Source organism: Vibrio sp. SS-MA-C1-2 (assembly GCF_021513135.1).
Classification (GTDB): domain Bacteria; phylum Pseudomonadota; class Gammaproteobacteria; order Enterobacterales; family Vibrionaceae.
This window is the reverse complement of the sequence record NZ_CP090981.1, coordinates 2,296,502-2,318,279: the sequence shown is the minus strand read 5'-3', so window position 1 is coordinate 2,318,279 and position 21,778 is coordinate 2,296,502. Positions and strand designations below refer to the sequence as shown.

The 21,778-nt window shown below is 36.8% G+C and carries 20 protein-coding genes; 11 read left to right on the top strand and 9 right to left on the bottom strand.

Going from position 1 to position 21,778, the window contains the following annotated elements; genetic code table 11:
- Window positions 1–146 precede the first annotated feature (146 nt).
- From L0B53_RS14895 to L0B53_RS14880, 4 genes are all read left to right on the top strand, one after another.
- On the top strand, window positions 147–1,160 hold the full coding sequence (locus L0B53_RS14895) for a phospholipase A (protein ID WP_235060391.1): 1,014 nt from the start codon (window positions 147–149) through the stop codon (window positions 1,158–1,160).
- Between the two features lie 271 nt (window positions 1,161–1,431).
- On the top strand, window positions 1,432–1,797 hold the full coding sequence (locus L0B53_RS14890) for a hypothetical protein (RefSeq protein ID WP_235060390.1): 366 nt from the start codon (window positions 1,432–1,434) through the stop codon (window positions 1,795–1,797).
- Between the two features lie 185 nt (window positions 1,798–1,982).
- The gene (locus L0B53_RS14885) at window positions 1,983–2,822 is read left to right on the top strand and encodes an isopenicillin N synthase family oxygenase (RefSeq protein WP_235060389.1); all 840 of its coding nucleotides are present in this window, start codon (window positions 1,983–1,985) and stop codon (window positions 2,820–2,822) included.
- 64 nt (window positions 2,823–2,886) lie between these two features.
- On the top strand, window positions 2,887–4,194 hold the full coding sequence (locus L0B53_RS14880) for a BamA/TamA family outer membrane protein (RefSeq protein WP_235060388.1): 1,308 nt from the start codon (window positions 2,887–2,889) through the stop codon (window positions 4,192–4,194).
- Window positions 4,195–4,257: 63 nt separating this feature from the next.
- Here L0B53_RS14880 and L0B53_RS14875 read toward each other — a convergent pair whose 3' ends face one another.
- The 3 genes from L0B53_RS14875 to L0B53_RS14865 form a co-directional block, all read right to left on the bottom strand.
- Window positions 4,258–4,452, bottom strand: coding sequence for a CPXCG motif-containing cysteine-rich protein (locus L0B53_RS14875; RefSeq protein WP_235060387.1), 195 nt, complete (start codon window positions 4,450–4,452; stop codon window positions 4,258–4,260).
- A 156-nt stretch (window positions 4,453–4,608) separates the two neighbouring features.
- The gene (gene glmS / locus L0B53_RS14870; RefSeq protein ID WP_235060386.1) at window positions 4,609–6,441 is read right to left on the bottom strand and encodes a glutamine--fructose-6-phosphate transaminase (isomerizing); all 1,833 of its coding nucleotides are present in this window, start codon (window positions 6,439–6,441) and stop codon (window positions 4,609–4,611) included.
- 42 nt (window positions 6,442–6,483) lie between these two features.
- Window positions 6,484–7,251 carry a DeoR/GlpR family DNA-binding transcription regulator gene (locus L0B53_RS14865; RefSeq protein WP_235060385.1) on the bottom strand — a complete coding sequence of 256 codons (768 nt, stop codon included), beginning with the start codon at window positions 7,249–7,251 and terminating at the stop codon, window positions 6,484–6,486.
- A gap of 542 nt (window positions 7,252–7,793) precedes the next feature.
- On the opposite strand from L0B53_RS14865, the gene L0B53_RS14860 reads away from it, so the two are divergent.
- The 3 genes from L0B53_RS14860 to L0B53_RS14850 all read left to right on the top strand — a co-directional run bounded on the left by L0B53_RS14860 (window position 7,794) and on the right by L0B53_RS14850 (window position 11,666).
- Complete coding sequence (locus L0B53_RS14860; RefSeq protein WP_235060384.1) at window positions 7,794–9,662, top strand: PTS mannitol transporter subunit IICBA; 1,869 nt, start codon at window positions 7,794–7,796, stop codon at window positions 9,660–9,662.
- A 77-nt stretch (window positions 9,663–9,739) separates the two neighbouring features.
- Window positions 9,740–10,885, top strand: coding sequence for a mannitol-1-phosphate 5-dehydrogenase (locus L0B53_RS14855; RefSeq protein WP_235060383.1), 1,146 nt, complete (start codon window positions 9,740–9,742; stop codon window positions 10,883–10,885).
- A 247-nt stretch (window positions 10,886–11,132) separates the two neighbouring features.
- Window positions 11,133–11,666, top strand: coding sequence for an MltR family transcriptional regulator (locus tag L0B53_RS14850; RefSeq protein ID WP_235060382.1), 534 nt, complete (start codon window positions 11,133–11,135; stop codon window positions 11,664–11,666).
- A gap of 127 nt (window positions 11,667–11,793) precedes the next feature.
- Here L0B53_RS14850 and nagB read toward each other — a convergent pair whose 3' ends face one another.
- The 3 genes from nagB to L0B53_RS14835 form a co-directional block, all read right to left on the bottom strand.
- Complete coding sequence (gene nagB / locus L0B53_RS14845; RefSeq protein WP_235060381.1) at window positions 11,794–12,594, bottom strand: glucosamine-6-phosphate deaminase; 801 nt, start codon at window positions 12,592–12,594, stop codon at window positions 11,794–11,796.
- A gap of 355 nt (window positions 12,595–12,949) precedes the next feature.
- Window positions 12,950–14,416, bottom strand: coding sequence for a peptide MFS transporter (locus L0B53_RS14840; protein ID WP_235060380.1), 1,467 nt, complete (start codon window positions 14,414–14,416; stop codon window positions 12,950–12,952).
- A 286-nt stretch (window positions 14,417–14,702) separates the two neighbouring features.
- Window positions 14,703–15,590 carry a hypothetical protein gene (locus L0B53_RS14835; RefSeq protein ID WP_235060379.1) on the bottom strand — a complete coding sequence of 296 codons (888 nt, stop codon included), beginning with the start codon at window positions 15,588–15,590 and terminating at the stop codon, window positions 14,703–14,705.
- A 359-nt stretch (window positions 15,591–15,949) separates the two neighbouring features.
- Between L0B53_RS14835 and L0B53_RS14830 the strand changes: the two genes are divergently transcribed.
- A complete protein-coding gene (locus L0B53_RS14830) occupies window positions 15,950–16,681 on the top strand; it encodes a sulfite exporter TauE/SafE family protein (protein WP_235060378.1) in 732 nt (243 codons plus the stop codon).
- 33 nt (window positions 16,682–16,714) lie between these two features.
- Here the strand turns inward: L0B53_RS14830 and L0B53_RS14825 are convergent, their stop codons facing one another.
- On the bottom strand, window positions 16,715–17,644 hold the full coding sequence (locus L0B53_RS14825) for a LysR family transcriptional regulator (protein WP_235060377.1): 930 nt from the start codon (window positions 17,642–17,644) through the stop codon (window positions 16,715–16,717).
- Between the two features lie 84 nt (window positions 17,645–17,728).
- On the opposite strand from L0B53_RS14825, the gene L0B53_RS14820 reads away from it, so the two are divergent.
- The 3 genes from L0B53_RS14820 to L0B53_RS14810 are packed head-to-tail and all read left to right on the top strand — an operon-like array spanning window position 17,729 to window position 19,153.
- Window positions 17,729–18,163, top strand: coding sequence for a CidA/LrgA family protein (locus L0B53_RS14820; RefSeq protein WP_235060376.1), 435 nt, complete (start codon window positions 17,729–17,731; stop codon window positions 18,161–18,163).
- Window positions 18,164–18,215: 52 nt separating this feature from the next.
- Window positions 18,216–18,905, top strand: coding sequence for an LrgB family protein (locus L0B53_RS14815; RefSeq protein ID WP_235062266.1), 690 nt, complete (start codon window positions 18,216–18,218; stop codon window positions 18,903–18,905).
- A gap of 44 nt (window positions 18,906–18,949) precedes the next feature.
- Entirely contained in the window at window positions 18,950–19,153 is a 204-nt protein-coding gene (locus L0B53_RS14810) for a hypothetical protein (protein WP_235060375.1), read from the top strand.
- A gap of 134 nt (window positions 19,154–19,287) precedes the next feature.
- On the opposite strand, the gene ggt is transcribed toward L0B53_RS14810, so the two are convergent.
- Window positions 19,288–21,060: a gamma-glutamyltransferase gene (ggt, locus tag L0B53_RS14805; protein ID WP_235060374.1), complete on the bottom strand. Its 1,773-nt coding sequence runs from the start codon at window positions 21,058–21,060 to the stop codon at window positions 19,288–19,290.
- 146 nt (window positions 21,061–21,206) lie between these two features.
- Window positions 21,207–21,503, bottom strand: coding sequence for a hypothetical protein (locus tag L0B53_RS14800; protein WP_235060373.1), 297 nt, complete (start codon window positions 21,501–21,503; stop codon window positions 21,207–21,209).
- Between the last annotated feature and the right edge of the window lie 275 nt (window positions 21,504–21,778).

Sequence of the window (21,778 nt, the reverse complement as noted above, 5' to 3'; positions counted from 1 at the left end):
TTATTAGAAAAAGTCATAACTCAATCTGATTTATGACTTTTTTTTGTATTTTAAAAATATCAAAAAAAACTGACATATACTTATTTTTAAGAGCTAAAGCAACATAACTGTTGCAATATGAATGAGTTAAATAAGGACGATACAGTATGTTGAAAAGGACATTATTAATAGCGATGGGGGCAGCCCTTACACTACCAATACCCACTCTGGCTAATGATCCTTATTCTGAGTGTTTATTGGATGAAATTGATAAAACCAATGAAAATATTACTCTAGAGCAAATAAAAAAATTGTGTCAAGAGAAGAATAATTTTGAAACCGATGAGAACGATAGTCTTGTCGCAAAACGCTTTGTTCACGAAAGTTCGCGAGAGTTTGATCCGTTTGTTATTACGCCTCATAAAATGAACTATATCCTTCCTGCTCGTTATACCAGTGATATTAATAAAGATGTTTATAAAGTATATGGCGATGGTGATATCACGGAAGAGTGGCCTGATGGGTTAAAAAATACGGAGGTTAAATTCCAAGTCAGCTTCAAAGTGCCATTAAATTGGGGTGATATGCTCTTACCTGATGATGGGCTTTACTTTGCCTTTACAATTAAGTCTTGGTGGCAATTATACGCCGATGATATTTCCAGTCCTTTTAGAGAAACCAATTATCAACCGGAAGTTTTTTATATGGCACCCATGCCTTGGAAACCCCTCGATCTTAACTTGTGGGGAAGTGTAGGTTTTGAGCATGAATCTAACGGTCGAACTCAAGGATTATCAAGAAGCTGGAATCGTATCTATCTTGATTTTCTATTTGAGAAAGATAATTATGCCTTCTCTTTTAAACCATGGTGGCGACTTCCTGAGGAGAACAAAAGTGATCCATTTCAGTCGGATGGTGATGATAATCCCGATATTCAAGACTACATGGGACACTTCGAGCTAGCCGGTGCTTATAAAATGGAACATGTAGAATTCAGTGCTTTAGGGCGACAAAATTTTTCTGAAGGCAAGGGTTACGTTGAGTTAGGGATGACCTTCCCATTGTGGGGACATTTACGTGGTTATGTGCAATATACTGGTGGCTATGGTGAAAGTTTGATTGATTATGACCATAATCAACAAACGGTTGGTATAGGTGTAGCATTAACCGATATATTATAACTGATGCTAATTTAAACCACGTATTACACCGCTTTAATTAATTATCTTTAAGGACACCCCTTAACCAATATGGAATTAATTTCATTTGTTAAGGGGTGTTTTTTTGTTAAGTAGCATGTGGAAGATAAAGCTAAAACAGAATTATAAGTAAAAACGATATGTTTCGCATGTATATTATTTAGGTGTCGATGTTGTAAATATGTTAATTTGTGGGTATTATTACTGGACAGAGCTTTAAAATTATTTTTGTATTAGGAAGTCATTTAGACACATGAAAATCTCTCGTTTTACTGTTGAAGCTTTATTTTCTCTTCTCAGTGTTTTGGTTGTTCTCTTATCCACCAATACCACTCACCAGCCTTTTGCTCCTATAGCCTTAGTTTATGGTCTGTTGTCGGCTATATTTTCATTGATCATATTTGTTTTAATCGAGAATATAAAACTATCAATAATTTTATTTGTATTTTTAATCAGTAAGCTACTTTATTCTTTTTATCACTATATAAGTTTTGGTGATCAGCCATTCTTAATTGGGTTTACTATTGGCTTTTTCTATTGTTTAGCGCTTTATTTAAGCGCTAATGATAAAATGAAACGAGTTAAGATAGATAAATACTCAAATGAAAAACTTGCATAGTGGTAAAATTATCAGTTAAATAAACCAATCAAAATAATAACTAACTATATCTAAAGTAATTGGAGTTGCTAGTAGGCGGTAAGTGAATGAGGCCCAGGCGCTCTATATGATTGCGACGAATGAGCACAGCCAACAACCTAGCAACTTCAAGTAACACGGGTATACATTGATAAAGGAATTATCTAATGAACTTAACAACCATTGACTTTCAATCATCTACTGCACCTGAACAATTTGTCAATTCTCTCCGTCACACTGGCTTTGCAGTTCTAACCAATCATCCAATAAAAAAAGAATCTTTAGAATCGATTTATAGTCATTGGCAGCAATTTTTTAATTCAGAGCAAAAAGAGTTATTCCGTTTTAATCCCAAAACACAAGATGGATTTTTTCCTGCAACCGTGTCTGAAACGGCAAAAGGTGCAACGGTCAAAGATATTAAAGAGTTCTATCACTATTATCCTTGGGGACAAGTCCCTAAAGAATTAAAAGAGGAAGTTGATGCCTATTATAAACAAACCTCTCTTTTTGCTGAAACATTACTATCATGGGTTGAAGCTCACTCGCCAATAGAAGTTGCAGAAAAATTTTCAATTCAACTTTCAGAAATGATTGCCAAAAGTGAAGATACTCTGTTACGTATTCTTCATTACCCTCCCATGCTTGGGACAGAAGAGCCGGGCGCGATTCGTGCAGCTGCCCATGAAGATATTAACTTATTAACGATCTTACCAGCGGCTAACGAGCCAGGTTTACAAGTATTGAAAAAAGATGGAACTTGGTTAGATGTCCCTTGTGATTTTGGTAATTTAATTATTAATACCGGTGATATGCTGCAAGAGGCTTCACAAGGTTATTTTCCTTCAACTACGCATCGAGTGATTAATCCAACGGGTGAAGCCCAGCAGAATTCGCGCATTTCATTACCACTTTTTTTACATCCTCACCCAGATGTTCGTCTTTCTGATAATTATACGGCAGGGGAGTACCTTACAGAAAGATTAAAAGAGTTAGGGTTAATTTAATCATCGCGGCTTATTTAATTGATTTGGTGGTACGAATAAGTGTTAGCAATACAAGGATGTTGAAATGAAAAAGTTATTAACACTGATGGCGATATTGTCAATGAACTCTTCTGCTTTTGCGACGACCATTGTTACCAGTAAACATATCATAGAAAGAGAAGACAAAGGGCACCTTAAAAAGAATCAGATGATTCTCCCTTATCTTTTTAGTACCGACTCTATGGGTTTCAATGCAGGCGTTGGTACCGTTATGCAAGGGGTAGGTCAAGAGCAATTAACTATAGGTGGCACGGTCTATGGCGGAGGATCTGATAGTTATGGACTTGGCTTAGGTGTTTGGAATTATCAAGTTCCATATGTGGAGCGATTATTCTTTTCGATTGATGGGATGTATGCCTATTATCCTAATCAGAAAGCTTATGGCGGCGGTGCATTTGAGCCTACCGATAGCAGTCAACCTCTTCCTGGAAGTTCGAATTCAAGTAATGATCAATACATTGAAGGTAAAGGTTACTCCAATTGGTTTAATGTCAAATTAGAGTATTTATTACCGATTGGCGATCGTAAAAACAATGTAATCGAACGTTATAAAATGTCTGATGGATTATTAGTTAATCAATCTACAGAGAGTCAATGGAATCCGTTAGAAAACGGAACAACAACGGTGGTATTTCGCCAGTTTAATCGTTATCAGTCTTTTAAAGACGATGATGGAAAAATTAGCGGTAACCTCCATGCTGTTGAATTAGGGATTCAATATGATAATACCGACTTCACTTCAAACCCCTCAGTTGGTAGCCGTCAATTTTTTAGCTTTTCTCGCGACGGTCAAATATTTGATTCAGAGACTAATTGGAATTTTCTTCAATTAGATACCAGTAAATATCTATCGTTGGGGGAGTCAGATTGGGCTTCTCAACGGATTTTAGCGTTTAACTTTTGGACGGGCTATTCACCTACGTGGGATTTAAAAAGTTATTCAGATGATCAAGTGATCGTCACGAATGGTCCTCCATACAACGAAGGTGCAACACTAGGTGGTTGGGAGAGAATGCGGGGTTATGATATGTATCGTTTTCATGACAAAGCCAGTATTTACTTCGGTGCTGAATACCGCTACACACTGAAATATAATCCGATTGAAGACGTTTCTTGGTTGAAGTTTTTAAATCTGGATTGGTTTCAGTTAGTTGGCTTTTTAGAGCTGGGGGAAGTGGCTAGTGAATATGATATTAAAGATCTAACCTCAAACATGAAATTTGATGGCGGGGTATCATTACGTGCATTTGCTGGTGGTATTGTCGTACGTTCGGATCTTGGGATCTCGAATGAAGGCGCAAATATCTGGTTTATGGTTAATCAACCATTTTAATATCAGTGTTGTTAAGTGATGTTTAAGTTAATGGTATAGTTTATTTGAGATGAGAATGGGTAATTAGGCTTCATTTTCATCTCGAACTGAAATGCAGACTTGCTCTTGCTCATCAATGTTGATTGAGAATACGATCGGCTTACAACAAATCTGACAATCTTCAATATACTCATTACCAATATCACTTGAATCAACGACGACCGTTTGCTCTTCATTACAATAAGGGCAATAGATTGTTTTTTCTGTTAGTGCTTCCATATTGTTCTCATTTTTGTATTTAGTAAAACTTAATGAAGTTGATTATATTATAGTTGAAAATTGTTGCTTGAATTCGGTTTATTAGATAGGAATAAAAACGAGAAGCCATTTAAAAATGGCTTCTCGTTAGATTTTAATAACTAAAGAGTCTTAAAGTTACTCAACGGTGACTGCTTTTGCAAGGTTACGAGGTTGATCGATATCTGTGCCTTTGATCAATGCAATATGGTAAGACAATAACTGCATTGGGACGGTATAGAAGATTGGAGCCGTAATCGGATCAACGTGAGGCATGGTAATAATTTTCATGCCATCACAGGCTTCAAACTGCGCTTGTTCATCTGCAAAGACATACAGTAAACCGCCGCGAGCTCGAACTTCTTCAATGTTCGATTTAAGCTTATCAAGTAAGTCATTGGTTGGCGCGATAACAACGACAGGCATATCGGCATCAATCAATGCCAGTGGACCGTGTTTAAGTTCACCTGCTGCATAAGCTTCAGCATGAATATAAGAGATCTCTTTTAGTTTTAATGCCGCTTCCATTGCGATAGGGTAGTACTCACCACGACCTAAGAACAAAGTATGATGCTTATCAGCAAAATCAATCGCTAAAGCTTCAATCTCTTTATCAAACGTTAATGCGCGCTCAACATGATTAGGAATAGTGTGAAGAGCGTGAACGATCTCTTTTTCTAATTCAGGATTGATATTACTATTTTGTTTACCAATCGCGGTCACTAACAAGAGTAGTGCTGAAAGTTGCGTGGTAAATGCTTTAGTAGAGGCAACGCCAATCTCGGTACCTGCTTTAGTGATAAAAGCAATGTCTGATTCACGCACCATTGAAGAACCTTCAACGTTACATACCGTCATAACTCCCATATAACCAGACTCTTTGGCAATACGAAGTGCTGCTAAAGTATCTGCAGTTTCACCTGATTGTGAAAGGGTAATTAATAAACTGTTTGGACGAGTGACAAACTTACGGTAACGGAACTCAGAGGCAATTTCTACATCACAACTGACACCCGCTAGCGATTCAAACCAGTATTTAGATGCCATACCAGAGTTATAAGACGTACCACATGCAATAATTTGAACGTGTTGAACTTTTGCTAATAATTCGGCCGCGTTAGTACCTAAGCTTTCTAAAATGACTTCACTGTTATTGATTTTTCCAGAAATGGTATTGATTAAGGCTGTCGGTTGTTCAAAAATCTCTTTCTGCATAAAGTGACGATATTGACCTTTTTCACCTGCATCGTGTTCAGCGGTAGATTCAACAACCTCACGCTCGACAGCATCACCTTTAATATCGAAAATATTAATATTGTGACGAGTGATCTCGGCAATATCACCTTCTTCAAGGTAAATGAAACGACGAGTGACATTTAGAAGAGCTAGTTGATCTGACGCTAGGAAGTTCTCATCCATTCCTAAACCAATCACCAAAGGACTGCCTGAACGAGCGGTAACTAGAAGATCTGGGTTTGTGCTGTCCATCGCAACCATACCGTAAGCACCTTCTAATTGAGGTGTCGTCTTTTGTACTGCTTCAGTGAGTGTTTCACTGGTGCGCATTTCCCACTCAATAAGGTGAGCAATAACTTCAGTATCGGTTTGAGAGTTAAATTGATAACCACGCTCGATTAACATTGCGCGTAATGGTTCATGATTTTCGATAATACCGTTATGAACGATAGTAATATTATTGGACACATGAGGATGGGCATTGGCCTCAGAAGGTTCGCCATGCGTTGCCCAACGAGTATGAGCAATACCCGTACCACCAGAAACTGGATTTTCAGCAACAGCATCAGCCAACTCTTGAACTTTGCCTAAACGACGAACACGGGTATACGCTTTATCTTGATTTAATACGGCAATACCGGCTGAATCATAACCACGATACTCTAAACGACGAAGACCTTCGATTAAAATATTAATAACATCTCTTTGAGCCACTGCTCCAACAATACCACACATAGTAAAACCTTATAAAAATGTAAAATAGAAAAAATAAACTGTTTATGCTGTTATTACAGTGACATTGTGAGATTCAATCTCTTGTCGTTGATGTTCGGTAATATCACTGTTAGTAATTAAAATATCGATATTCGACCAAGCCAGTTCGAGATTTGGAATTTTGTAACCGATTTTATCTGACTCAATCATCACAATCACTTGCTTTGCGACTTCAGCCATGACTTGACTTAATCCAATAAGCTCATTGTAAGTAGTGGTACCTCTGGATAAATCCACCCCATCGGCACCAATAAAAAGCTGATCAAAATCATAAGCACGAAGTACAGACTCAGCGACCTTACCCTGGAATGAATTAGATTGACTATCCCAAGTTCCACCTGTCATTAAAAGAGTAGGGGCAGCTGCAAGGTTATCTATCTTATTGGCAACAATTAGCGAGTTTGTCATCACAACTAACCCTTTTTTATTGTTTAATTTATCAATAAGACCTGCTGTGGTATTTCCACTGTCGATAATAATTCGACTTTTTTCTTTAATTAATGAGTTTGCTAAATCTGATAACTCTAGCTTTCGTTTCGAAACCTGTTTTTGTTCTACAATAAAGTTTGCCGATAAAGAAGAGTTTGGAATAGGAATCGCGCCACCATGCTTTCTGATTAATTTATTCTGTTTCTCTAGCTCCGTCAGGTCTTTACGAATTGTTACTTCAGAGGTAGAGAAGTACCGTGTTAAATCAGCAACTGTCGTGTGGTCAGAGCTATTTACCCTTTTGACGATCGCTTCACGTCTCTGATTTGTATTTCTTTTCATCTAAAAGACCTTGATAATTCGAATGAGCACATCTTACGAAAAGAAACTTAGTTTATCAACATGTTTCTTTTCGTAACTTAGGAAATGCGACAAAAGGTACAGATTATCAAATGAAGCGTTTAGGATTTGGTTGTTTTATAGAAGAGAGTAAATTTTTATTAGGTGTGAAAGTTTATTACAAAATTTAATCTACTCTTAATGTGGTTTATGGGAAAATTATTTATAAAAGACTTGAATAAAAATTTGATAAATTACTTTCTCTCATTAAGTGATCTAGATCACAACAAGTAAAACTAAAGCTGACTTTTAATAGTGATCAAGATCACTGTTTTTTCTTTATTTGAGCATAAAACGAACAATGTAGTTTTATGATCAAAAAACAATGTGACATGTATCACATTTGTTTCTCGATTTACTGGCAGTTTATGTGATCATGATCACATAGTTGTGAGTGATTACCTTAAGAGAAAAATATATGCTAATTTTATTAAGAAATAATGACTAACAAATATCATTGATTGCACTTACTAATTGAGGTTCTTATGTCTTCAGATTTAAAGATTAAAGTTCAAAGCTTAGGTCGATTCTTATCGAACATGGTTATGCCTAATCTCGGCGCGTTTATCGCATGGGGTTTGATCACTGCCTTATTTATCCCGACGGGATGGATACCAAATGAAACGCTAGCCAAAATGGTTGGTCCAATGATTACCTACATGTTACCTCTATTGATTGGTTACACGGGTGGTAAAATTGTATTTGGTGAGCGTGGTGCTGTAGTCGGTACTATTGCAACGATGGGTGTTATTGTTGGTACAGACATTCCAATGTTTTTAGGTGCAATGATTGCTGGTCCTCTTGGTAGTTATGCGATTAAAAAGTTTGACCAAGCTATCGATGGTAAAGTAAAAAGTGGTTTTGAGATGTTAGTGAATAACTTCTCAGCAGGTATTATTGGTATGTTCTGTGCCATTATTGCATTCTTTGCAATCGGTCCTGCCGTTGATATCGCTTCTACTGGCCTAGCTGCTGGTGTTAATGCAATGGTTCAATTAGGTGCATTACCTTTAGTTTCAATCTTTGTTGAACCTGCAAAAATCCTATTCTTAAACAATGCAATTAACCACGGTATCTTCACACCGCTTGGTATTCAGCAATCTCAAGAAATTGGTAGTTCAATTTTCTTCCTTATTGAAGCAAACCCTGGTCCAGGTTTAGGTCTTCTTCTTGCTTATATGGCTTTTGGTAAGGGAAGTGCGAAACAGTCGGCGGCTGGTGCATCAATTATCCACTTCTTTGGTGGTATCCATGAAATCTATTTCCCATACGTATTAATGAACCCTCGCCTAATCTTAGCGGTAATTGCTGGTGGTGCGACAGGTGTATTCGTTAACGTATTATTTCATTCAGGCCTAATTGCTCCAGCATCTCCTGGTTCAATTATCGCAATCTTATTAATGACTCCTGGCAAATCAATGCTTGGTGTTTCACTTTCTGTTATCGCTGCAACCGCTGTTTCATTTGGTGTTGCTGCTCTATTAATGAAGACTCAAGCTGATAATGGTGAGGACGAATCATTAGAAGACGCTGCGAATAAAATGAAAGCGATGAAATCTCAATCTAAAGCTAGTGCTGCATTAGATTTAGCCGCAGTGAAAAAAATCATTGTTGCATGTGACGCAGGTATGGGCTCAAGTGCAATGGGAGCAAGCTTGTTACGCAAAAAAGTTCAAGCTGCTGGTTTAGATATTTCAGTCACTAATTTGGCGATTAACAACTTGCCGGGTGATGTTGATATTGTTGTGACTCATCAAGATTTGACTGAGCGTGCACGTCAACATGCGCCATCTGCTCATCATATTTCACTAACTAATTTCCTAGATAGCGGAACTTATGACAGCCTTGTTGCTGAACTTGTTCAAGCTCAAGGTGCAACAGAAGTTAAAACGGTTGAAGCTGCTCCAGAATCTAAAGGAACATTAAAACTGACTGATGACAATATCTTCTTAGGTATGAAGTTAACAAGTAAAGAAGAGGCAATTAAATTTGCAGGTGATCAACTTGTTAAGCTGAATCATGTGAGTCCTGAATATGTCGCAGGAATGCAAGCGAGAGAGAAATTAGTTTCTACTTATTTAGGTGAATCAATTGCAGTACCCCATGGTACGATTGAAGCAAAAGAGTTTGTTAAGAGTACAGGTATTGTATTCTGTCAGTTCCCAGAAGGTATTCAATGGGGCGATGATGAAGATGATGTAGCTAAAATGGTAATGGGTATTGCTGCACAAGGTGATGAACATATTCATGTTATCAGTGCGATTACTAATGCCTTAGATGATGAAGATGCAATTGAGTGCTTAAAATCTACATCGAATAAAGAAGATGTACTTAGAATCCTAAATGGTAAGTAATTTAGGTTAAGACGAGTTATAGGGAGATCAAGTTACGTTTGGTCTCCTTGTTTTTTTGATAGATAAGGTAGTTGATTATGAAAGCTTTACACTTTGGTGCAGGTAATATTGGTCGTGGTTTTATCGGTAAATTACTTTCTGATGCCGGTATTCATGTTACCTTTGCAGATGTTAACGAAACGGTGGTTAGTGCGCTTCAAACGCGTAATGAGTACCCAGTAAAAGTTGTCGGTGAGACTTGTACCACTGATATCGTTACAAATGTCACAGCAATTAGCTCTATCAGTGATGATGTGATTGATGTTATTGCGAATGTTGATCTTTTAACCACGGCTGTTGGACCAAATGTATTAAAAATTATTGCAAAATCAATTGCAGCGGGTTTAGAGAAACGTTTTGAACTAGGCAATGAAAAGCCATTTAATATTATTGCATGTGAAAATATGGTTCGTGGTTCAACACAACTTAAAGAATCTGTTTATTCCTATCTTTCAGATGAATTAAAAGCAAAAGTAGACCTTCATGTTGGTTTTGTTGACTCTGCCGTTGATCGAATTGTTCCGCCAGCAGAAGCGGGTGAAGCGGACCCACTCGCAGTTACGGTTGAAACGTTCAGTGAATGGATTGTTGACGAAACACAATTTCACGGTGAAATACCAGAGATTGCGGGGATGGAACGTACAGATAATTTAATGGCTTATCTTGAGCGAAAATTATTTACCTTAAATACAGGGCACTTAGTCACCGCTTATTTAGGTATTCTTGCTGGTCATGAAACCATTGAACAATCAATCAAAGATCCTTCAGTGCGAGAGAATGTTATTGCGGCAATGCAAGAAAGTGGCGAAGTGCTGATCAAACGTTACGGGTTTGATGCTGATGCTCACGCTGCCTATATTCAAAAGATTATCGGTCGCTTTGAAAACCCATTCTTAGTTGATGAGGTTGATCGTGTTGGTCGTCAACCGATTCGTAAATTAGGGGCACAAGAACGTTTAGTGAAACCATTAAATGGTACTCTTGAATATGGTCTTCCAAATGCTCATATTATCAAAGGCATTGCAGCGGCATTCCGTTATCAAAATAGTGAAGATCCTCAAGCTGTAGAACTTCAAGATATGTTTGCAAAAGAAGGCTTTGCTAAAACACTCGCGCATTATTCTGGTCTAGCTGTTGATTCTGAATCCGTTAAACGAGCAGAACAAGCTTATCTTGCACTGTAATAAATACGTTATCGTTGACTAAAAAAGACCAATATCTCGTTAAACTTAGTGATAAATAATAAGGCGGTGTTGCATTTCCCCTTGGCAACACCGCCTTATTTCTATCTTTTCTCTTATTCATTTATTATAATCAACCAGAAATAATCGATATATTATGCAGTTGTAGATATATTATGGTTAGAGCAGAGACTTAATCTTATAATTAGCAAGTTTGCTCTAAATAGATATAAACAATGATAGGTCTACTATGGCAAAGAAAAAATTAGATGAAGCCCGACTCTTAGAGAGACTGTCTAATGCAGAATCCCCCTCAGATTGCTTAAGTATTTCATATCAAGTCCTTAATGACACCATTGAATTATTGATTCAAAGTATTTTCCACAAAGATGATTATGCTGTGAAGTATGTCGTTGATCCTTTGCTTGATAATCAAGGTCCGCTGGGTGATGTATTCGTGAGGATTAAACTACTATTAGGCCTTGGTGTTATCGGTAAAGAAGATTACGATGATATTGAGATTTTTGTCACGCTACATGAATGGTTAAAGATCCAAGAAGGGAGTATTAGCTTTACTGATCGTGATATTATGTTTGAGTTAAATCGAATTAATGCGATTAACGCAATTATGCCTATCGAGTTGGATACTGAATTTTTAAAAACGTTAGATGATTCATCATTAGAGATGTTCTTGCATCGTCATAATCAACGTGTTATTTCGACAATTGTTCTAGCTGTGACAAATATTGTTACTAAGCTTTGTGAAGATAATGCGTTAATCTAAATTTAATTTTATATTGATAAAAAAGGCGTGGCTACCACTATTAAAATAGTAGTAGCCACGCCTTTTTGTCATTTATATCTTATTTAATCTTTGTGATTACAAGATTAAATGGATAAATAATTTTAAATTATAAGCCTTTGATATTTTCTGCTTCTAATTCAGAAAAATATTTTACGGTCTTAACTTTTAATTCTTGCTGTGCTGGATCATCTGCAACGATAACGGCTTTCTTGTGCATCTGAAGTGCCGTCACAGTCCACATGTGGTTAACTGAACCTTCAATTGCCATTTGTAACGCTTGTGCTTTGTTATGGCCTAGAGAAAGAATCATCACTTCTTCAGCATCAAGTAATGTTGCAACACCAATCGTTAATGCATACTTAGGCACTTGGTTAACGTCGTTATCAAAGAAACGAGAGTTCGCGATACGCGTATCTTCAGTTAGCGTTTTGATACGTGTACGTGAAGATAAAGATGAACCAGGCTCATTAAATGCAATATGACCATCATTACCAACACCACCCATGAATAGGTTAATTTTACCATATGAACGAATTTTCTCTTCATAAGCTTGGCAATGTGCATTGATGTCTTCTGCTTTACCATCTAGAAGATTGATGTTTTGCTCTTGTACATCAACGTGGTTGAAGAAGTTTGTGTACATGAATGTACGGTATGATTCAGGGTGGTTCGGATCAATACCAACATATTCATCCATGTTGAAAGTAACAACATTTTTGAAGCTCACTTTACCTTGATTATAAAGTTCAATTAACTCTTTATAAGTCGTTAGGGGAGTACTACCCGTCGGAAGACCTAGAACAAATGGACGTTCTTCAGTCGGATTAAATGCATTAATTGTGTCAACGATATGACGTGCAGCCCACTTGCCAACTTGCTCAGAATTCGTTAATGGAATCAGTCTCATGATAAGCCTCTAAGTATGTAATTGAATGTGTTACTAGTTATTTTTTATTGTAAATTAAGTGCTTTCATTTGACTAGTGTTTTTCAATAAAAGGTGAAAAAATTAAGACTTAGGTCACATTTACTGTGATAAAAATTTAAATTATAAGTTTTTATGGAAACTTATTGGTAATTTAAAAAAAGAATATGCAATGAAGTTGGTAGCCATTGTTTTATTTTTACCAAATAAAACAATGGCTTGGTTTTAGTTTGGCTGTTCTTGTATTTATGTTAACAAAAAAAAGCCTAAAGAACCATCACCGACTGGATCTTTAGGCTTTAAATTTATTGTAAAAGATAATTAATTCAAAGAAGACCTTAAGAAGCGACTTCTTCCGTTTCATGCTTCTTAGCTGCAGTTAACATTTTCTTAATTACATAAGATGCTAATAGAGCAATACCCACCATGACAACGGCTAGAACAGTTAATAGCTGGAAATAATTACCATATAACGTGTGAACGATCTGCTGGGTAATTTGCTGACCCTTATCTAATGCAATTGTCGTAGAGAAAGCGGCGCCGACGATCCCACTCAGCGCAATTGCAACAGAGAATAAACTGACTGAGAAGTTCTCTATATGTTTTGGAGCAACAGATAGAATGAACGAAACAACCATTGAACCGACAATCACTTCTGCAAATGCTTGGAAGAAGTGAATAAGTAAGAATACTTCTGGGCGAATAACGGCATCTTTACCAACGGTAGTGACGGCCAAAGTTAAAATACCGAAAGCGATGGCTGTTAAAACAAAGGAGAAGGCCACTTTAGTCGCTGTCGTAAAGGTGATATTGCGCTTTTCTAATGCCGCAAACCCTGCGGTTAATAATGGACCTGCAACCATGCACCATAATGGGTTCATAGACATTGAAGCTTCAGGTGCAACAGGGATAAAGCCGAAGAGATCCCCTCGCATGGTATTCATTGCTACCATGGTCATCGACGTCATCATTTGACCATAATAAACAAAGAAGCACGTCGTTAAGAAGGTGACGATTAAGATTGTTCCCATCTTTAATGCCTGCGCTTTGGTTGCTTTAGTCATTAAGTAGATGAAATATACGATTGCTGCGATACCAATAAAGTAGACGATATTTTGGCCGATATCCATGTCTGAAAACATGAAGAATACAAGCGCAATCATCGCAGCAGAAATCGCTAAGAATGAAATCCAGTTTTTTGTACTCACACTGCTTTTATCGATATCGGCACCAACACTCACTAACCCTTTACGGAAGACAATAAGAGTTATTAATGCAGCACAAGCCAATAAGCCTGAAAGTAAGAATCCACCATTAAAACCAACAACTAAAACTAGCATTGGGAAGAGGTACTGTCCTAAAAAGGCACCAATATTATTAACCGAATAGTTAACTGGGTAACATGTTTCGAAGTCTTCGTGAGATTTGAAGGTACGCTTATATAGGCTAGGGTAAGACGGTGACATTAAGCCACGAGCATAACTTGCTAATGCAATCCCAGAAAGAGAAAGTGGTACATTAAGCGTCGTTGCACCTAAAACAAGAAGACCATAACCGGCAGTAAAACCGATATATGCAATGGTTAATGAGCGATATGCACCAAGAAATTTATCTGCAATAAAGCCACCTGCGATTGCAAAAAGTGGCCCAATAGCAGAGAAAGCTCCCACAACCATCATGGTATCTGCTTCGCTGTAATTCAATTCTGTTAAAAAGAATCGAGTTAGAGTGACCATGACTCCGTAAAATGAAAGCCCAAACATCATCTGGCAGAACATCATGGATTTGTTTAACTTATTCCACATAATTATATATCGCCTATTCTTTATATAGCTGGTTTATTATGCCGCATACCTTACCATTGATAATAAACTGAGTTCTAGCTCTATATCACATTATTTATGTAATATTTGTTTTGTCTAAGTAGTAATTGTTGATCTGAATAGATGCTTTTAATGAGATATTACTATTTTAAGTATCAATTAGTGAGTTTTATTGAGTTATAAACAAACTAGGAGGTATGTTTTTTCCAGGTTTGTTCGTTTTTTAGTTAGAATGAATAGGATTTCTTGCGAAAATAAATATAGAGATTTATTTCTCAATACACTGAGATATCGTTATTTTATGCTGACCTTGATCGGGGCCTTTTGCTATCTCCATTTGATTGGTGATGGTATAACAGACTTGATATTTTTTATTATCAATTTTGACAATTGATACGGTACCACTGTTGTTTGACTTTTTATTTGTCCATTGACTTACGGCACCGACTTTATTTAGTTCAATGACGCGGGCGATTGCATCTTTATTCAAGCTTGTATCTTCTTTAGTTAAACTTTGATCTTTCTTCAACCCAAGTTTTTCAGCTGATGCGTTACCTAGTTTATCGACTAATTGAAATGGGGAGCTTAAAATGCCACCAATAACGCCACTTACAGCACCTTTACTTGCTTCTCGTCCTGCAGTTTCGGCATTTGCAACCAAGTTATCAGCTTGAGCGATGATGACGGGGAGTTCCGCTCTTAATGCTTCACTTTCTTTTAGTACTGATGGGATTTGGGTTGTAACACCTTGAATAGATCTATTTGTATTATTTAGCTCATTGGTGATAGTTGGGATCTGCTTTTGCCATTGGTTTGATTGGTCAACGAATGTGGGTACTTGTTGGTTAATATCATCAATTCGCTGTAATAAATCAGGAACAAGCGTATTGATATCATCCACACGTCTTAATATCTGAGGAATAAGCTCTTGATAACCTTCGCTTTGAGCAATCAATTCAGGAAGCTGCATTTGAGCTTGATTAATCTCAGCGATGAGCGGAGTGATTTTATTGGTAGTTCTATCAACTTTATCCAATAGGATCGGAAGTTCTGTTCGAATAGCTTTAAGTTCGACCGTGAAAATTACGATAGCAACTGCAATAGAAAATAGGCTAATACTAAGAGATAGTTTGAGGAAAATTTCAAAAGGGCGCATGGTTAATTTCCAAATAGCATGATAAAAATAAGTGACTTATTAAAGAATAGTGAAGTTTTTTATATTCTCGAATTTTATCTTCAATATTCTTATGATGCCTTGATTGACAGAGACGATTGAAATCAATATTAAATTAAAGTATTCCTATATTGTTGTTAGGTTAAGGTATACTCTCTTTCTATATTCATCATATACCCCTCATACTTGAAGCTGCTAGGTCGTTGGCGTCGCTCGTTCACCCCAATCATATAGAACACCTAGAATCATGGAGCTTTACTCGCTTGCCGCCTACTAGCAACTCCAATTATTTTAGGTATAATGATTTCAAATCATTGATTTATTACTAGTTGGAGCTCTTAATGGCTGATATATGGTGGAGCCATACCACTTTAATGGCAGCAGGATTAATTTTCCTTGGTGCTTTTGTCCAAACTTCCGTTGGTTTTGGTCTTGCTATCGTTTCAGCACCGATATTGTTTCAAATCTCGCCTGAATATGTTCCAGTGCCTGTCAGTATTATTGGTTTACTTATATCCATTCTTTCTGCTCATAAGTATCGTCAAAATATAGAGATTGGTGATTTAAAGATGGCGATTGTTGGTCGAATACCAGGTTCAATTGCGGGTGTTTTTTTACTGCTATATGTCTCAACGCAAACTCTCTCATTGTGGTTGGGCTTGATGGTAGTCTTTGCGGTACTAATTAGTGTTTTACCCTTTAGGCTTGAACCGACTAAAGCCAAACTCTCAATTGCAGGTTTCTTTTCAGGTTTCTTTGGAACCAGTAGTGGAATAGGAGGACCTCCGATGGCTATTTTATTGCAACATCAAGAAGCCAATCAATTAAGGGGGAATTTATCGGCTTTCTTTATGTTTAGCTCTACAATTTCATTAATTATTCTTTATTTTGCAGGATTATTTAATTGGCACCATTTGATCATTACAATTCCACTTATTCCTGCGGCTTGGCTAGGGTACCGTATTGCACTTTTGACGAATAAACGGCTTTCAAAGCAGAAGGTTCGAATCGCTGCTCTTGTACTTTGTTTAGTCAGTGGCTTTTCTGCAATTTATCAAGGATTAAATGTTTAATTGATTTGAGTGACTCTTTGCTATCGAAGCGAGTTATCTCTTTTCTTGTTGAGCTAAAGCTAAAAATGCCGATGCTGAATGAGATAAGTAACGATCTAGTCCCCAAATTAAACCTAAATCCCAATTGAGAGTTGGTGATAAGGTTTTAAACAAAAGCTGATGATGGCTTAATTTATGACAGATAGGTTCAGGTAGAAAAGTAATCCCCATTCCTTTTTCCACCATTGCGGCTAAAAAATCCCATTGGCTTGAGCGGACGCTAACTTGAGGTTTGAAATTTTGTGCTAAACAGTGAGATTCAATGATATCGCTTAAGGCAAACTCGCTATTATGTAGACAGAATGACTCAGCTTTTAATTGTGTCAGCATAATCGTGTCTGATTGTTGCCAATGAGCTTTATTGGGAACCACTAAACGAATAGGATAACTAAAAATTTGGTAACAACTAAAATAATCCGCTTCAGCGAGTGGTAACATTGAAACCCCTAAATCCAACTCTCCATTTTTTAATTCTTGTTCAATTCTTCTACTGCCATATTCTGAAATTTTAAGCTGAATATTAGGGTATTTTTGTCGAAACTGAAAAATTAAATCAGCAAAGAGGTAACCAACCATTGGAGGAATACCGATCGACAATGTACCTGAATTGAGTCCTTTTAAATCGGCTAATTGCTGTTTAAGAGTGTCACTTTGCCGTTGGATAGCCATGGCACGTTGATAAACTAACTCACCAACTGAGGTTAATTCGATTTGACGGCCTGATTTATGAATTAGTTTCTCACCAAATTCATTCTCTAATGATTTAATAGCTTTACTAATGGTCGGTTGTGAGACAAAGCTTAATTCTGATGCTCTAGTGAAGTTTCTTGTTTCAACTAATTGAATAAAATAGTTTAGTGATTTGAGATCCATCTTATGCTCCGTTTTTGTTGTTGAAGCATGCCTAAATAGAATGGTTTTCATGCTTATTATTCATTTATATTATAGATGATTTAAAAATATAATCGTTTATATCATAACAAGTCACTATTAATTTAAGGTTTCAGCATGAATAAGGTCGTTTTACATACTATTGGACAAGTTTGTTTAATTGGTGGATTGACGATATTTTCACATTTTTTCGTTGATGCATTTAGAATCCCTATTCCTGCGAATGTCTTTGGCATGCTTTTATTACTGTTACTCATATCTTGTAGAGTCGTAAAAGTTGAATGGTTTAAATTTGGAGCAAACTGGTTATTGGCTGAGATGTTGCTTTTTTTTATTCCAGCGGTGGAATCGGTAATGAATTACAAAGACCTACTTTTGACTCAAGGAAGTAAAATTATTTTATTACTTTTTATTAGCACCAGTTTAGTGATGGTTTCAACTGCCATCGTGGTGGATCAATTGTTCAAGGTTGAAAAAAAGTTAAAAAGTAAAAAAGGGCATTTAGACGGAACAGTTAAAGTTAAAAAAAACTTATTTCATTTACCACATTAAATCTGTTTTATTGTCAGCTTGATATGTTAATCGATATTTTCTGGAGTCTTTAATCATGACAATTTTTATCACTGTATTCTCTTTTTTTGTCACTATTTTTTGTTATTACCTAAGCAAGTGGCTATACAAGAAGAAAAATATTGTTCTTTTTACCCCATTACTGTTTGCTCCATTACTCTTGCTATTAATTATATATGGTTTAAACATCAGTTATAGTCACTATATTTATGACTCAAAATGGTTACTTTGGATGTTAGGCCCTGCAACGATAGCTTTTGCGGTTCCTGTGTATGAGAATCGTCATATTGTCGTCAAACATTGGCTATCTCTTTCTGTTGGTGTTTTTACTGCTGTGGTCGTTGGTGTAGGAAGTTCGGTACTATTAGCTAAATTATTTCAATTACCAGAGCTGTTGCAACGTAGTTTGTCGGTTCGCTCGATTACAACTCCTTTTGCAATTGAGGCTTCAAAACTTGTCGGTGGAAAACCTGATTTAACGGCACTATTTGTTGTTATTACCGGCGTGATTGGGATATTAATCGGTGATTTGATTTTAAGTTTCTTTTCAATCAAAACCTCGATTGCAAAGGGGGCTGGTTTAGCAGGAAGTTCGCATGGGGCGGGTACAGCACAAGCGTATAAAATTGATTCTGAAGCAGGTGTAGTCGCAAGTTTAGTGATGCTATTTGCAGGAGTTGGCACTATTTCGTTAGCACCATTGATTGCCATCATCTTTTGGTGATATCTTCATAAATAATAATTGAAGCAATAAAGGTATAGTACGTGATGATGGAATTAACGGGTAAACAACAATCGTTATTAACTCAAATATTTGAATTAGATAAAGGGGATGGCGTTTCTTGTCTTGAGCTATCTAATGCTTCGAATACTCAGCAAAATGTGATCCAGCAATTGGTTAAAACGCTGCTAACTAAGCACTGTATTGTTAATGTTAATCAATATGGAATAGGACGCTATTCAGTCGTTTAATTTAGCGTGAGTTTTTCTTAATTACCTGAAAGTTATCAAGTGATTTTCATAAAATAAAAAAGAGTCAATAAATCGACTCTTTTTTATTTGTTATTTTAAATTTCATCATTGAAATTATTTCAGATGAATCTAAATTATTGCCCGATAGCAACACCTTCTCTACGTGGATCAGCCGCGCCTTCTAAACCATCTTTAGTGATTCGAATCGCATGTAGACCTGAATTAAGGTCTCTAATATTGGTTTTGATTCCCATCTCTTGTAAAGGTAAGACAAAAGACTCCGCATTGGTTCCTTTTTCGATATCTAATGTACCAAAACGATTCAATAAGTGAGGCTGTGAAGCGGCTTGTTGAATATCCATATCCCACTGTGTATGAGCAATAATTGCTTGAGCAACATATCCAATGATACGACTGCCACCTGGTGAGCCAATTGCCATATAAGGCGCATCATCTTTCATTACAATCGTTGGAGCCATCGAAGATCTTGGACGTTTCCCGGGTTCGATTCGATTAGCGATTGGGTACCCATTACTATGAGTTTTAAATGAGAAATCAGTCAATTCGTTGTTTAATAAAAAGCCGTTAGTCATTAAACGTGATCCGAAACCATTCTCTATCGTTGTCGTCATTGATATAACATTGCCAAATTGATCAACGACGTTAAAGTGACTGGTCGAAGGTAATTCGATTGATTGATCATCACTTTGACGTTGAGCATGTTGCCAAGGTGGCGTTCCTGGTTCAACGGTTGTTAATGCTTTACCGGCAGTGATTAATTTAGCTCGTTGAGCCATATAGCCACTATCGACAAGTCCTTCTGTTGGCATAGGAACATAATCACTATCTGCCATGTAACGACCTCGATCGGCAAAGGCTAAACGAGAAGCATCTGAAATGACTTGCCAAGATTTTGGATTTAAGGCGCCCCACGATTTCAGATCGAACTTAGCGGTCATTGATAATATTTGGCCGACCGTTAATGCACCAGAACTGGGAGGTCCCATTCCACAAACATCATAAATTTGGTACTCAGAGCAGACAGCTGGACGTTGTTTTATCTGATAATTATCAAAATCCTGTTGACTAAGAACACCCTTGTTATTGGTTTGGTTTTGTACAGTATCAACAATATTGTTGGCTATTTCACCTTTATAAAATGCATCTGCACCACCTTTTGCGATGGCTTGAAGTGTTTTGGCGTATTCTGGGTTCTTTAAGCGTGTACCTGCTTGTTTGGGGTCACCATTTGAATCGAAGAAATAGGCTTTTGTCGTTGAAAAACGGCTTAAACGATCTTTATCTTGAGATATCAATGTCGCAAGACGCGGACTAATTATAAAACCATCATTAGCAAGCTTGATAGTCGGTTGAAGTAACTGTTTCCAATCTGTTTTTCCATATTTTTGATGAGTTTCCCACATGAGCTTAACAGTACCAGGAGTCCCAACAGAACGACCACCGACAACCGCGTCATAAAACTTTAGAGGTTGACCATTTTCATCTAAAAATAGTTGGGGGGTGGCATTGATCGGGGCTGTTTCTCGACCATCAAATGTGGTTAATTGGCTCTTATCTGCATCCCAATACACTAGAAATGCGCCGCCACCAATACCCGACGACTGAGGTTCAACAAGTCCTAAGGTCAACTGAATAGCAATCATTGCATCAATCGCATTACCACCTTTAGCAAGAACATCTGCACCAGCTAGTGAGGCTAAAGGATTTGCTGCGGTGACCATCCATTTCTTGGCATGAACTAACGCTTTTTCTTCAAGACCACTGCTGACTTCAGGTGCAACTGAGTCGGCAATCTGGCCTGTGGCATTATTATTTGCCAATACTGACGTTTGAGGGAGTAAAAGTAGAGAACTAACTATAAGTGTGTTGCGTATTTTTAAATACATATTTAACCTCCGTGTAAATAGGGATTTAATTTAACACTGCAATTACATTATTGCTACTTTCTATTTCTATTCAAAACATTAAAAGACTGTTATTTAGTATTAATATTCTGATAATGCTCATTATATTTTGCTGATGAAAGAGAAATTCACAAAACTAAACTGGCATTTTTTGATAACCAATCAAAATTGTTTTTAAAGCCTTCGCTGACTAATTCTAGTTCAACTTCTTTTTCTGAAAGGTGAGTATATGCATCGCGCTGCCATTGATCACTAATGGCAAAATATTCATCGACACTATCTTGAATAATAAGGGTGTTCGATTCTAACTCTGTGCTGTAAGCTCTTGCAATAAAGGCATTATTTATTTCTATAAAAGCGACGTAGCTTTTATTTTCATCAATATTATAAAGGGTAATATTGGTGATTATAAAAGGGGATTTCATATTATGCTCCTTGCTGAAATGAAATTATTTCCAATTTAGTTATCAAAATAATTTAATGATCTATACTAAAGTGAATCAATTTTTACATCATACCTTGTAAACTTGACTTGTCGTCACTTAACTTAGATTTGATTGTAAAACATTGATCTTCATCAATATAATGGTTTAATTTTTGTTAAATACATATCATACCATTTACATTTTTCGATATTTATTTACTTTAACTGAGTATTTATTCAAATGGTTTAGGGGTATGGTTGAGTATCAAAGTTGAT